This window comes from Chryseobacterium sp. CY350 (genome assembly GCF_027945075.1).
Lineage (GTDB): Bacteria > Bacteroidota > Bacteroidia > Flavobacteriales > Weeksellaceae > Chryseobacterium.
Window position 1 is genome coordinate 1137965 of the sequence record NZ_CP116034.1, and the last position, 14667, is coordinate 1152631.

The 14667-nt window shown below is 34.3% G+C and carries 11 protein-coding genes; 4 read left to right on the forward strand and 7 right to left on the reverse strand.

Annotated features, from left to right (window positions below; all coding sequences use genetic code 11):
• Window positions 1-104: 104 nt before the first annotated feature.
• From PGH12_RS05200 to tpx, 3 genes are all read right to left on the reverse strand, one after another.
• Complete coding sequence (locus PGH12_RS05200; RefSeq protein WP_267597027.1) at window positions 105-2153, reverse strand: adenylate/guanylate cyclase domain-containing protein; 2049 nt, start codon at window positions 2151-2153, stop codon at window positions 105-107.
• A gap of 13 nt (window positions 2154-2166) precedes the next feature.
• Window positions 2167-4509 carry an adenylate/guanylate cyclase domain-containing protein gene (locus PGH12_RS05205; RefSeq protein WP_267597028.1) on the reverse strand — a complete coding sequence of 781 codons (2343 nt, stop codon included), beginning with the start codon at window positions 4507-4509 and terminating at the stop codon, window positions 2167-2169.
• Window positions 4510-4596: 87 nt separating this feature from the next.
• Entirely contained in the window at window positions 4597-5094 is a 498-nt protein-coding gene (gene tpx, locus PGH12_RS05210; RefSeq protein ID WP_267597030.1) for a thiol peroxidase, read from the reverse strand.
• 171 nt (window positions 5095-5265) lie between these two features.
• Between tpx and PGH12_RS05215 the strand changes: the two genes are divergently transcribed.
• Both PGH12_RS05215 and PGH12_RS05220 read left to right on the forward strand, forming a co-directional pair.
• Complete coding sequence (locus tag PGH12_RS05215) at window positions 5266-7485, forward strand: NADP-dependent isocitrate dehydrogenase (protein WP_267597032.1); 2220 nt, start codon at window positions 5266-5268, stop codon at window positions 7483-7485.
• Between the two features lie 4 nt (window positions 7486-7489).
• Window positions 7490-8782: a hypothetical protein gene (locus tag PGH12_RS05220; RefSeq protein WP_267597033.1), complete on the forward strand. Its 1293-nt coding sequence runs from the start codon at window positions 7490-7492 to the stop codon at window positions 8780-8782.
• Window positions 8783-8839: 57 nt separating this feature from the next.
• Here PGH12_RS05220 and PGH12_RS05225 read toward each other — a convergent pair whose 3' ends face one another.
• Together PGH12_RS05225 and PGH12_RS05230 are read right to left on the reverse strand one after the other, a co-directional pair.
• Window positions 8840-10030 (reverse strand): MFS transporter, encoded by a 1191-nt coding sequence (locus PGH12_RS05225; RefSeq protein ID WP_267597035.1) that lies wholly within the window; start codon window positions 10028-10030, stop codon window positions 8840-8842.
• Window positions 10031-10165: 135 nt separating this feature from the next.
• On the reverse strand, window positions 10166-10594 hold the full coding sequence (locus PGH12_RS05230; protein ID WP_267597037.1) for a hypothetical protein: 429 nt from the start codon (window positions 10592-10594) through the stop codon (window positions 10166-10168).
• Window positions 10595-10889: 295 nt separating this feature from the next.
• Here PGH12_RS05230 and PGH12_RS05235 point away from each other — a divergent pair, with 295 nt between their 5' ends.
• Complete coding sequence (locus PGH12_RS05235; protein WP_267597039.1) at window positions 10890-11177, forward strand: GNAT family N-acetyltransferase; 288 nt, start codon at window positions 10890-10892, stop codon at window positions 11175-11177.
• A 1-nt stretch (window position 11178) separates the two neighbouring features.
• On the opposite strand, the gene PGH12_RS05240 is transcribed toward PGH12_RS05235, so the two are convergent.
• Window positions 11179-12273 (reverse strand): MBL fold metallo-hydrolase, encoded by a 1095-nt coding sequence (locus PGH12_RS05240; RefSeq protein ID WP_267597040.1) that lies wholly within the window; start codon window positions 12271-12273, stop codon window positions 11179-11181.
• A 146-nt stretch (window positions 12274-12419) separates the two neighbouring features.
• Between PGH12_RS05240 and PGH12_RS05245 the strand changes: the two genes are divergently transcribed.
• The gene (locus PGH12_RS05245) at window positions 12420-13967 is read left to right on the forward strand and encodes a S41 family peptidase (protein ID WP_267597042.1); all 1548 of its coding nucleotides are present in this window, start codon (window positions 12420-12422) and stop codon (window positions 13965-13967) included.
• A gap of 52 nt (window positions 13968-14019) precedes the next feature.
• On the opposite strand, the gene PGH12_RS05250 is transcribed toward PGH12_RS05245, so the two are convergent.
• Entirely contained in the window at window positions 14020-14619 is a 600-nt protein-coding gene (locus PGH12_RS05250) for a hypothetical protein (RefSeq protein WP_267597044.1), read from the reverse strand.
• Window positions 14620-14667 lie beyond the last annotated feature (48 nt).

Consider the following 14667-nt stretch of genomic DNA (forward strand, 5'->3'; position numbering starts at 1 on the left):
GAAAATATTTTTTGTTCGCAAAGGCGTTTCACTCAGCAAAGATTTTTATCACTCTTTTTATATCGTAATTCAAACTAAAAATAAACCTTTTGTTACTTTTGTGGTTAAATATCCTTAGTTTCAATTGCAAAATACATATCCATTTCGCCTTTACCTTTGGTGTGAATTTTACCCCTGTATTCGCAATGCACTTTATTTTTCACCAATTGATACGTTGATTCTGAAATATTTATTTTACCTTTTTCACTGTTCTGCTCCATTCTGGCTGCCGTGTTTACAGTATCGCCCCAAATATCGTAAGCGAACTTTTTAACACCGACAATTCCTGCAATCAAAGAACCTGAATTGATCCCGATTCTGATATCAAGAGCTTCCGGATGTGTCTTTTTCCTTTCTTCAATAAAATTAATGATATCTAAAGCAACCAAAACCGTTTGATGCGCGTGATTCTCATTTTTAATTGGAAGTCCACAAACAGCCAAATATGCATCACCAATCGTTTTTATTTTTTCTAAACCATGCTTTTCCATGATCATATCAAATGCGGTAAAACATTCGTTGAGCTCAACCAACATTTTCTCGGCACCCATTTTCTCTGAACTCTGGGTAAAATTAACAAAATCAGTAAACAAAACACTTACTTCGTCATAATATTTGGCTTCAGACGAACCATTTTCCTTTAATTCCTCGGCAACCTCGTGCGGAAGAATATTAAGCAGTAAATTTTCTGTTTTCTGTTTTTCTTTTTGAAGCTCAAAGGTGCGTTCGTCAACCTGTTTTTCAAGCAGATCATTTTGATCCTGAAGAATCTGCTGTTTTTCCTGTTCTTGTTTTAAATTAATATCAGAGAGCCGGTTGACTTCATCCAACTGTTTAACCAGACTTAAATTGGTTGAAGCAAATTGCCAACCCAAATACGCAGAAATTGAAATTGGAAAACTGATGAAAATTAAGATCAGCACATAACCGATAAAATCGTCTCCCATTTCCTCACTTATCTGAATTGTATTCAGTTTATTTAAAAATATAAAAATGATAACCAGTACAATAAAAAGGAAGAAGACCAACACTCCACCTCCCACGATAAAGGCAGATTTCTCTCTTCTAATCATCGCTCTGACGATTAAATAAAAAGATTCAAAAGCTACAAAAGAAAGGTAGAAAAATGCTAAACTTGCGGCAGAAGGAACATTGAAATAATAGATTACAAAAAGTAGAGCTGAGATGATCAGCATTACTTTCAGCCTTATTTTTGTTCTGCCGAATAACGTATTGACAAAGCCTGTGAGTGAGGTTGCAAATGCCATCAATGCAAGAAAAGAGAGAAAAGTGTAAGAATCGAGATCCAGCGGATCACGCATTTCTGAAAAAAGCAGTACCAGGTAGCTCATCAAAGAAATCGAAAAATTGTAGGTAGAGAAATACAGATTGTAAATTGCTTTTCTGTAAAAAATAAACAACAATAGATGAATAAATCCTAACGCGCCAAAAATTCCGCAAAACAGCATAGTGTAAAAGTTGAAATACTGCACCATTTCTGTTTTAGATCTAATCAATTCATTAGCTGACACAATCTCTACACTTATTGCAAAAGGACTCAAATTGACGGTCTTTTTTTTGCTTCCAACTACAGGTAAAAATCTGATAGCTAAAACATTTACTTTGGTATTGTCTAAGGTAAATAATTCCGGAATTCTGTTTTTTATTCTAAATTCTCTTGTTTTTTCGTTCCCAATTTTACCGATGCTTTCAATTTTTTTCCCGTTAAGGTAAATCTCGGAAGCACCAAGCTGAGTAACATCAAAACATAAAGACTCGTTTATAGATGCAGAATCTATTTTAAAATAGTACCGAACCCAGTAAATTTGCTCTTTTTTTGAATTATTTTTAGAGTTATAATTGACAGGATTCCACGAATAAACTTTTTTAGAATTAAAGCTTACATGTTTCCATGCAGAATCGTCAAATTGAGGTAAAGCAAAATCAGGATTATCGCCAGCGAAAAATTTGCTGGCTTCATCTATTTTTGCGCCGTTTTTAATTTCTTTGTGAGTCAGAATCCGAGGCTTTTCAGCAGAATTCTGTGCAAAACAAAATGTTTGCAAGAGAATAAATACAGAAAATAAAAACTTGAAGAGTAGATTTTTTTTCATTGATAAAATTAATTTAAGCCTGATTTACAAAATACATCTCCATTGCACCTTTACCCTTAGTTTCTATTTTTCCGCGAGACTCAAAGGTAAAATCTTCTTTTATTAACCGATATGTTGCCTCAGAAATATTCACCTTTCCTGGTTTGCTATTCTGCTCCATTCTTGCAGCCGTATTTACCGTATCTCCCCAAATATCATAGGCGAATTTTTTCACCCCTACAATTCCGGCGATTACAGGACCTGAGTGAATTCCAATCCTAATATCCAAAGCATTTGGATTTTCCTGTTTCCGCTGTTGAATATAAGAAAGAATTTCCAAACTTGCACTCACCGCGTTTTTTGCGTGCTTCCCATTAGAAAGCGGCAAACCGCTCACTGCCAAATATGCATCACCAATGGTTTTTATTTTTTCCAGTCCATATTTATCCATGATCCTGTCGAATTCTGTAAAACAGACATTCAGTTCATTCAGCACTTCCTGAACGCCAGTTCGTTCAGAATTTGCCGTAAAGTTGACAAAATCTGTAAACAAAACCGATACTTCATCGAAATGTTTTGCACTAGTTTTTCCTTTTTCCTTCAATTCTTCAGCAATTTCGTGAGGCAGAATATTTAAAAGAAGATTATCAGATTTTAGTTTCTCCTCGGCAATTTTTCTGTTATCTTTTCTTTTCTGATTGTATGAAAATACCGCAAAACCTAATAATAGAAGTGAAAGTCCTGCTCCCACAGCCCACATATTTTTCTGGTTTTTAGAACTTTCCAAATCTGCTTTTGCAACAGCGTCTTTTTTTTCCTGATTGATTCTGGCAATATTTTTTTCCTGAGAATATTTTAAAGCTACAGCTTTTTGCTCTTCATCAAATTTAAACTGAATTTCCTTTCTTTTTAAATCTTCTTCCAGAGCCAATCTTTTTCGTTCTTCCTCGGTTTTTGCTGCGGCATGTTTTTTCTCATATTCAAATCGGAGTGCTTTTAGTTCTATTTCTTTTTGTAGCTGAATCCGTTTGGTTTCTTCAACTAGCTGAATTCTAAGTCTTTCATCATTAAGTTGCTGTTCTCCCTGAACCTCGGATAATGCTTTTATTTTTTCAACGCTGTAAGACTTCTCTTGCTGCTTCATCGTCTTATCTAAGTAATAATAAGCCTTATCATAATCGCCCAACATTCCGTAAGCATCTGCCAGAATATTATAATTGTGCAAAAGCAATCCTGAGCTCACGTTATCTTTTTTCAGCTCAATTTTTTCAAAGTTATCAGATAATTCTTTAGTTATATTTTGAAGCTCCTTGTATTTGGCCGGATCTGTTTTTATATTCAGACTGTCCTTTTGCATCAAAATTTTAAACTTAATTGTTCCTAAATAGGCTTTATTGTAAAGATTTGTTTGAGAAGAATCCGGAACAATATTTATGGCTTTCAGGATATAATCTTTAGAATCAGAAAACTTTTTTTCTTCAAATGCAATATGAGATAAAAGATTGTAGGACGTGGAAAGTGCTGAAACATTATCTTGTGTTTTAAAATAATTGATAGCTTCCTGCGCATTCTTTTTAGCTTCATCAAAATCCTTCAACTTCATATAATTGGCGCCCAATGTATTTTTGATTGCATAAATGTAGCTTTCTTTCCCTTTTTGCTTTTCATAAAGCTGTATCGCCTTTTCATAATGGCTGATACTTTTCTTATTAAATCCTACACCCCAATATATAATTCCCAACTGAGTATGAACGTCTGCTAACTTTTCTGGAAATTCTTTTTCGGTAAATTTTAGATATTCATTAGTAATGTTGAATGTATTTGCGTAGTCATTTTTTGTGTAATAATATAATGATATCAACGAATTGTAGTTCTCATCAATTTTTTGTTTGTTGACTTTTTCACCATTTTTATAAAGCGAAATATTCCTGTTAAAAAAAAATATTGATTTCGAATAATTTTCATTGCTATACTGCAAAATCGCACCAATATTATTGAGACGAACTTTATTTTCTAAAGTCAGATCTTTATAGTATTTCTCTGCTTTTTCGAAATGTAAAAATGCTGAACCTTTCTGATTAAGAGTATGATAATTTGCAACTAAATTTAATTCTATATTTCCGATTTTGGCGCGATCATTCATTCTCTCATAGAATGGCAGCATCTTATTCGTATATACAATGACACTGTCAAATTTTTTTTCATTTAAATACGCTGCAATTATTTTTCTACGAACTTCCTGTTTTTCCTCTTCGTCAGAATTTTCCGCCAGCTTATTTTTCAATTCCAAAATCTCTTTAGAATCTTGTGCTTTTACAAAACTAACTCCCGAAAACAGAGAAACGAAAATTAAAAAAGAGGTAAATATATTTTTCAATGACTAATAGTTACGTTGGTGCACAAAAATAAAAAAATCATTCTGTTAAACAACAGAATGATTCAAATTAAGGAGAAATAATTTTATTTACTTCAACGATGCGATAGCCGCTTCATAATTAGGCTCTTGTGCAATTTCAGGAACTTGCTCTGTGTAGATTACATTGGTATTTTCATCTAAGACCACAACCGCTCTGCTCAAAAGACCTTTAAATGGAGAATCTGTAATAGTAACGCCATAATCTTCACCAAAATTCCCTCTGAAATCTGATAAAGTTTCTACGTTATTTAATCCTTCAGCAGCACAAAATCTCGATAGTGCAAAAGGTAAATCTCTTGAAACATTAATAACTACTGTATTATCAAGTGCTGAAGCTTCTTCGTTAAATTTTCTTGCTGATGCAGCACAGATTCCTGTATCAATGCTTGGGAAAATATTCAGAACAACTCTTTTACCCGTGTAATCTGCAAGATTTTTTTCAGATAAATCTCCCGAAACCATCGTAAATTCCTGAGCTGTGTTTCCTACTGCGGGAAGATCTCCAATAGTGTGTACCGGGTTTCCTTTAAATGTAATTGTAGACATAGTTTATATATTTTAATTTTTACCAAATTTATTTAAATTTCCATCGATTTTGTTTGAAATAAAGGTTAAATAATTCTTAAAACAGAAAATCTTACGTACTATTAAAGTGTAAAAAATTAAAATTTAACTAAATTTGTGAAACTAAAACTTTAAATAATAAATAAAAGTATAATGTCAGAAAAATCAAAAATCTATTACACACTTACGGATGAGGCTCCAATGTTGGCAACACATTCGTTTTTACCAATCGTAAAAGCGTTTACAAAACCCGCGAACATTGAGATCGCAGTTCCGGATATTTCTTTGGCAGGAAGAATTTTAGCAAACTTCCCTGAGTTTTTAAAAGATGATCAGAAAACTGATGACGCTTTGGCTCAGTTGGGCGAACTGGCAACTCAACCTGATGCGAACATTATCAAATTACCCAACATTTCTGCTTCTGCACCACAATTAGACGCGGCAATCGCTGAATTACAGTCTAAAGGTTTCGCAGTTCCAAATTATCCTGCAGAACCTAAAAATGACGAGGAAAAAGCAATCAAAGCGAAATATGCTAAAGTATTGGGAAGTGCTGTAAATCCTGTTTTAAGAGAAGGGAATTCTGACAGACGTGCACCGAAAGCCGTTAAAAATTATGCAAAAGCAAACCCTCACAGAATGGGTGACTGGGCTTCTGACAGCAAAACTGATGTTGCTCACATGAACAGCGGAGATTTCTACGGAACAGAAACTTCAACGACTCTTGAGAATGCTACAAAATATAAAATCGTTTTCAAAGGAAATGATGGTGCTGAAACTTTACTGAAAGATTTCGCTGGTCTTCAAGCTGGAGAAGTTATTGATTCTTCTGTAATGAATTTAAACTCTTTGAAAGCTTTCGTGCAAGAAGCTATTGAAGAAGCTAAAAATAAAAATGTACTTCTTTCTGCGCACCTGAAAGCTACGATGATGAAAATTTCTGATCCCATCGTTTTCGGTGGGATCATTGAAACTTTCTTTAAAGATGTTTTCATTAAATATGCTGAAACCTTTGATTCTCTTGACGTTAACCCAAATAATGGTCTTGCAGATCTTTTTGATAAAATTAAAGGGAATGCACAGGAAGCAAATATAAAAGGCGATATTGAGGCAGCATTGGCAAACGGACCAAGAGTAGCAATGGTAAATTCTGACAAAGGAATTACCAACTTCCACGTGCCTTCTGACATTATTGTTGATGCATCTATGGCTGCTTTGGTAAGAGGTGGCGGAAAAATGTGGAACAAAGAGGGGAGAGAAGAAGATACCGTTTGTATCATTCCGGATCGTTCTTATGCAGGTTTTTATCAGTCGGTAATTGATGATATGAAAGCGCACGGAAAATTAGATCCTACTACAATGGGTTCTGTACCGAACGTTGGTTTAATGGCTCAAAAAGCTGAAGAATACGGATCTCACGACAAGACTTTCCAGGCTACAGCTGAAGGAACAATTGAAGTTCAGGATGAAAATGGAACTGCTCTTCTTTCTCAAAAAGTTGAAGCTGGAGATATTTTCAGAATGTGTCAGACGAAAGATGCTCCAATTCAGGACTGGGTAAAATTAGCTGTAAACAGAGCGAGACTTTCTGATACTCCAGCTATTTTTTGGTTAGATAAAGGAAGAGCTCATGACAGAGAAATGATCAAAAAAGTTGAAAAATATTTAGCTGATCACGACACCAACGGATTGGATATTAAAATTCTTGACGTAAAAGATGCAATGACAGAAACGTTGAAAAGAGCAAGAGAAGGAAAAGATACAATTTCTGTTTCAGGAAACGTATTGAGAGATTACTTAACAGATCTTTTCCCGATCCTAGAGCTTGGAACTTCTGCTAAAATGCTTTCTATCGTTCCATTGATGAACGGTGGTGGTTTGTTCGAAACAGGAGCTGGAGGTTCTGCTCCGAAACATGTTGAGCAATTCCTGGAAGAAGGATATTTGAGATGGGATTCTCTAGGTGAATTCTTAGCGTTACAGGCTTCTTTAGAGCATTTGGCACAAACTCAAAATAATACGAAAGCTCAGGTTTTGGCTGATACTTTAGACGAAGCAAATGCTAAATTCTTAGCTACTGATAAATCTCCTGCTAGAAAAGTCGGACAAATTGATAACAGAGGTTCTCATTTCTATTTGGCGATGTATTGGGCGGAAGCTTTAGCAAATCAAACAGCTGATGCAGAATTGGCTCAACAATTTGCTCCTGTAGCAGAAGCATTGCAGGAAAGTGAAGAGGTAATCAACTCAGAATTAATTGGTGCTCAAGGTAAGCCTCAGAATATTGATGGTTATTTTAAAACTGATACGTATAAAACGTACGAGACAATGAGACCAAGTACAGTTTTAAATGAAATTATTGACGGAATTTAAATTTATGAAAAAGATATTTTTAATTCTGTCTGCATGTTTACTGATGTATTCTTGCGGTAGTTCTAATGACGATATAACAGAAGTTGTGGTAACACCTCCTTTTATTGAAAATAGAATAAATTTAACTTCAAATTATAATGATTCTGCTGAGACGGTTAGTTTGAGCTGGACTCTTGCAGGTGATAATACTTATATGCAATATAAAATTGTTAGAAGTGACTCGCAGAATGGTCCGCAAACCGAACTTTTAACAGCTGGACCCACGCAATTTTCGTATACATCTATTGTACCTTTCAATGCTTATTTTGAATATCAAATAATAGGAATCAAAACAAATGGCGAACAGGTAAAAAGTAATATCGTTAAGGTAGAAAGACCAGACATCAAACTTCTTAACCTAAAAACATTCGACGCTCAGTTTGATAAAAATACAGGAAAATTGTATCTTTTGGATACAGACGGCAAAATTGCACTTTACGATGTAAATTCAGGAACAGTTACTCATCAGATTAGCACAAATGCAACTTTAGGCTACTCTGATATTGGAATCTATAATGGAAGTGTAGAACTATATGTTCCCAGAAATGATGGTTGGGTAGACATTTATGATGGTAATGACCTGACATTGAAAACTCAGGTGAGTTTCGGAATGCCGCTCATAAGTACAGTTTATCATAATGGTATACTTTACGGTTCTTCAAGCAATAGTAATTACAGCGTAATTAAATCAGCAAGTAGAACTACAAATACTATAGTTTCACAATCTCCTCAGCTTTATTATAATACTGGAAGGATGAAAAAGTCGGTTGGAACATCGGTTAAATTATACACCATCACCCAGAATATAACACCAGTAGATTTGGATTTGTATAATTTTGATCTAAATGGAAATTACGTAAATCATCAAGATGATATCTATCACGGAGATCACCCTCTTAATTACAGAATTTTTGAAACATTTCCTGATGGAAGAGTGATAACATCCAGTTCAGGTTCTGTATATAATTCTCAAATGATTTATCAGAATAATTTGCCTTCTGGAAACTCTAAATTAACTAGTTTCGATTTTGACAGTAACAGTATCATTGCAGGAAATATGTCTAAAGCAATTGAGTTTTACAACATCAACACCTACACTAAAACCCAAACTATTAATACTAAAAAATTCCCTTTCAAAGTATTTAATTATAACAACAAAGTGGTTTGTGTAAGTTCGACTACCCAACTCAATGTTCAGAGTTATGATTATTCAAATGTAGTCCCTGAAAATGTAATGATCGAAGTTTTTAATAAGTAAAAAAAATTACATAATTAAATCCCCAATAGTTAAAACTCTTGGGGATTTTTTTTATAATCAAGCATGCGCTTTTCTTAATTTAGTTATACTTAAAATAATCAATCCTAAAATTCCCAAAACAAAATAACCTTCTGCAACTTCTAGTTGAATATCGGATTTAATGATTGCTACAATTCCGTAGCTTATCGCTGAAGTGATGATGAATGCAACTCCGCCTGTCAAACCGCCTGCGATACCTGCAGAATTGGGAAATCTTCCGATGCAGTAGGCGAAATAATTATTAAAAATAAACCCTGCCGTTACATGAATTACGAAAGCAAAAGCAACTAAACTGTAAATATTGTTTAGATAATACGAACAGAAAATCATTGCTACGATTAAAAATATCTGGATAAAGTTTGCATACCTGATTTTCGGGAGGAAAGCTTTTTCTATTAGCGCTTTTCCTAAAAAACCTCCTGTCATCCAGGCAAGACCGAGAATTAATGAAACATAACCTGCAACGACTTCTGAATATCCCATTTTGTGTTCGATGATAAAAGCCCCGCAAAGATTGAAAAAAATCACCATTGCGTAACTCACTCCGCACATCAGCATTCCGTAGAAAAAATCTTTGGTGCGGAACATGAGATCATATTCTTTGAGAACATAATTAAAATTAAAAGGTTTTTTGATTTTTAACGTTTCTCCGGAAAATATCAATTCCAAAATAAGCAGAATAAAACTGTATCCTGCCAAAACGTAAAAATTAGACTGCCAGCCGAATAATTTCTGAAGATAACCACCGATAAATGGAGCAATAATGGGACCTACAGACCAAACAATCGTCATAATGCTCAGATAATGTTTACGCTTTTCACCTTCATATACATCAACAAAAAATGCTCGTTTTGCAACGACGGCAAAGCCAGATAACATACCCTGTAACACTCTCATTGCATAAATGACGACAATATCTTTCGTCAAAGCGGTCACTAAAAAACTGACTACAAACAAAGCCAGAGAAATTGCCGAAACTCTAAACCGCCCGAATGAGTCTACAATGCTTCCTGCAAAAAACTGCGTCAGTCCGTAACTGATGAGAAATATAGAAAGCGTAAGCTGAATGCTACTTTCCGGCTGAATGAGTTCTGTAGCCATACTTGGCATTGATGGCAGATAAATATCTGTTGCCAAACCAGACATCGGAATTACGGCAAATGCCAATATCGTAGCAATAAATTTATTTTTTTCCTGAAGAGTTTTCATTTTTAATATGCGGTCTTTCTGTTAGAAATTTTGTCGCTGCAAAGGTAAATTGATAACTTCAAATAGAGCACAAAAAAATGACTGTTCTTTCGAACAGCCATCTCTTTTTTGAAAATATGTATACTGATAATTAGTTTATTTGTTTTTATGGCCTTTTCCTTTGTTTGATTTATAAGCCTTCGCTTTTTTATCCATGTGTTTGTATCTCTTATCATTATTTTTATTTCGGTTGTACACAGCCACAGGATTTTGCCCTTTGTAAAATTTGGTTTTAAATTTTGTGTACTTATCTCTTCCTAAAATTCTTTCTATCTCAGAATAACGATCTGTTCTCCATCGGTCAGGATTATTTGCGTATACTCTATTCCATCCGTTATAATCTGAATATCTGTCATTTAACGAGTATAATTGATTGGCCTGTGTTGTAGAAAGTACCAAATCTGTAACTACAGTTTGCCAGTTAACATCAGTAACACTTCTTCTGTAATCATTGTAATAGTCTGATTGTGCATATCCTAAACTAAAAGTTCCGAGGAATAATGCTGTAATCAATAATTTTTTCATTTTGATAATTTTATTTAGTCAAAACTCTCAATTTAAATGCCAAACAATTAAATGGAAATCATAATACTTTATTAAAAAACAAATAATCATTTAAATTTTTTAAATTATTCTCAGATAAATTTAAATAACACTACAAATCCAATAGTCACGAGAACTTTCAAGTTTACAAACTGCTGTTATTATAAATATTTAATTTTAAACAAATATAAATTAGGTCAGATTTGTCGAAACTGTGGTATCGTAAGATTATAATTTGTAATTTTAAGAAAGAGTTTTTTTATAAAATATCAAAATCATGGACAATATAGAATTTAACATCACGCCGTATCAGGACGAATTGCAGCTTTTAATAAACGACAAAAAAGTTGGCTATATGTCAATAGCGGTAGATGGCCGGCTATTGAATGTTCATTACACAAAAATCAATGAAAATCTTGAAGGCCACGGATACGCCAAAATGCTTTTAGACGAGCTGGTACGTTTTGCAGAAGAAAAAGATCTGATGATCGATCCCGAGTGCGATTTCGTAAGACAACAGCTTGAAAATCATCCAAAAAGATACCGCGGAATCTGGCACGACTAAATCAATCTTGCCACCAGACCGGAAATGTATTGTCATTTTTATTTAAATCTAAAACCTCACCGATTTTTGGCGTGAGAATGTGTAGATTTTTTTCCTTGCCTAAAGATGTAACTTTCTGCAATGGCTCATTCCATGGGTGAAGAGCAAGAGCAAATTTCCCCGAATGAACAGGAATAATATTCTTCGCCTGAATATCAATACTTGCCTGAATTACCTCTTCCGGCAATGCATGAATATATTTCCATGCCGGATTATATTGGCCGTTCTCCATAACAGCGTAATCAAATGGGCCATACTTTTCTCCGATCATTTTAAAATGAGTGTCGTAACCACTGTCTCCACCTAAGAAAATCTTTTTACTCGGAGCTTCAAGAACATAAGAAGTCCAGAGCGTGTTGTTTCGGTGCAGCTTTCTTCCTGAGAAATGTCTTGCAGGAGTGTAGGTAATTTTAATATTATTTTTCAATTCTAGAACAGCGCCCCACTCTTCTTCCAAAAACTGATCTTCCCGATATCCCCATTTTGCAAAATGCGCTCCTACTCCCAAAGACATAATAACTTTTCCAACTTTTTGGCGTATCGCTTTTACCGTAGGATAATCTAAATGGTCATAATGATCGTGTGTAATGACCAGATAATCAATATTAGGAATATCTTCCGGTTTGAAAATATCTGCTCCGGCAAACGCTTTATTAAAAAATTTAAATGGCGAACCATAACTGCTTAAAACAGGATCAATTAAGAATGAAACACCATCAGTCTGAATGTAGTATGATGAATGTCCCATCCAAATAAAAACGTCCTGATCTTTCGGAATCTTATTTAGGTCGGTATGAATTGCAGGAATCTTGTGATGAGGCTTCAAATATGGATCTTTCTTATCAAAAAAGAAATTATACATCACTTTCGGCATGCTGTATCCTTCCGCAAAAGAAGGGGTATAACTGAGATTCTGAAACTGCTTATTTTTATAGTGTTCAGATTTCAGCATTCTTTCCAGCCTTTTCCCTTTCGGTTCGGCGCCAAAAACCTCCTGAGACATTACTATGAATGTGAATGCAACTATAAGTGCAATAATGATAATTAGATAGATCATTTTTTTTATATAAACTTTAAATGTATAAATTTCCTTTCAATTTTGTGTGGTCGGATTCTATTAGGACGAACGGCGATACTTTTTACTTTTTTTTCTTTTTAATTATCTGAAACTTTTTAAATTTAATCTTTCATAAAACTGAATCATTGAAAAACTTATTATCCATAATTTCCATACTGCTTGTAGCATCCTGCACTTCAATTAAAAGGCAGAATAAAAATACCCAATCTACCGTAACGCCAGATAAGCTGCATCAGGATGTTGATTTTGCCTACAAGAAACTTCAGGAGCTGCATCCAAAACTAAACTGGTACATCTCAAAAAAAGAGCTTGATTTTAAATTTGACAGTCTAAAAAAAACAATAAACCGCCCACTGACGCCGGTTCAGTTTTATTTTAAACTACAACCCGTCATTGCAAAAATAAGAGAAGGTCATCTTGCGCTGAAAATGCCTGCAAAAAAGTTTAATAAAAAAGAAATCAAAGTTTTAAAAAATAAAAAAGGACTTTTCGGTCGATTTGAATATTACGTTTCAGATGATCATCTTTACATCATTGAAAACAAAGATTCTGTAGAAAATATAAAACCGGGAACAGAAATTTTGAGCATCAATAAAATTCCCGTTTCAGATTATCTCAAAAAATACCGTAATCTCATCAACAGCGACGGTTACAATACAACCTTTCAAGATTATTACCTGAAAGATGTCTTTTTTAATTTCTACGTTGCAGAAAAAGGAATAATGGACAGCGCAAAAGTTGAAACACTTTACAATCATGAAACGAGAATCGTCAACCTCAAAAGGGAAGAAAAAAGCAAGCAAGAATTAGAAAAAGAAAAGGCAGATAAAAAACGGACCGATGAAAAAAAAGTGAATGATTACGTTGCTTCCACAAGTTCTTACAACCGCAATTTTAAGTTTTTAGACCAGGAACGGACGATTGCTTATATGAAAATTCAGAGTTTTTCAAGAAGTTTTTCTAATCGTTTTTATAAAGAATCTTTTGCTAAAATTAAAGACGCAAAATCATCTTATTTAATCATCGATATCAGAAATAATTATGGCGGTTCGCTGTACGAGATCAATCAATTGTACTCTTATCTTGCTCCGGAACCTTTTGTTTTAATTAAACCTTCTCAGCTTACATCACGTGCCACACCGTTGAAAACCAATTATTTCAGGAAATCAAATCCGTTGCAATATACTTTGAAAGGTCTTCTTTATCCGGGATATTTTTTCTCCCAGGCATTCAGTGTTTACAAAGGGAAAGACGGTAACGCTTACTACAGGATGAAAGAAAACAAACCTACAAAGCCAAAAAAGGATGCTTTTAAGGGAAAAGTTTACGTTTTAATCAATGGCGGAAGTTTTTCTGCATCGTCCGTCATTTCAGCTAAACTTAAATCTGACAAAAGAGTGACCTTAGTGGGTGAAGAAACGGGAGGCGCAAATGACGGTACCGTTGCCGGATTTTATTCTTACCAAAAACTTCCCAATTCGCAAATAGATTTGCCGATCGGGCTATTATTGATTCAGCCTAATATCGATTTTACGAACACTCAAAAAGGCGTTTTGCCGGATGTTAAAATTGAGCTGAGCATGCAGGATATTATTTCTAATAAAGATCCTCAGCTTGATTGGGTTAAACATCAAATCGCAAGAGAAAAAAACAATCTCGAAATTATTGACTGATCATAATTTAATCCAGATTGTTATTTTTAAAGCAGTTTTTATAGATCAGGATTTATTTTTTGATTTCCGTTAAAAGGCTTTCAATCTGCTGAACATATTTTCCGTAAAAAATTTTATACCAATATTTCCCAAGTAAAAAAAGTCCGAAAAGTCCTGCTGCAAGCATAGAAATAATTGTTGTGGCAACCTGAAAGTCACTCAATGGTTTACGGTGTGGGAGAAACTCTACCACAATGATGAGTTCGCACACCAAAAAAGGAACAAAAGACAACAAAAACGACAGATAATATTGCTTGTTGAGATCAAACTGATACATGAGATCCCTGAGAGAATCAAAAGTTTTCATTTCAGGACTGCTGATGTCTTTATAAAGTTTAAAAAACTTGCTGAAGAAAAATGATACCACGATCATCATCGAAAAAAGCAAGACGGTAAGGTAAAATTTAAATTTAAAAGGAGCTTCAGGAACAGCAATCCAGACGAGGGCAAAACCAAAAATCAGTATTCCGAAAGTCGACCAGAATTCCATCCTCATATTTTTTCTGATTTTCTCCAGCGGAAGATTGATCTTATTATTTTGTTCGATGCTGATTTCTGGTGTATCGTCAGAAACGTCGTCATTCCATGCGTTTTTCAGTTCATCTATATTCATAACGTTTTTTTTTTTGTGGTTTTCAACGTCGGGATTTATGTTTTAAAT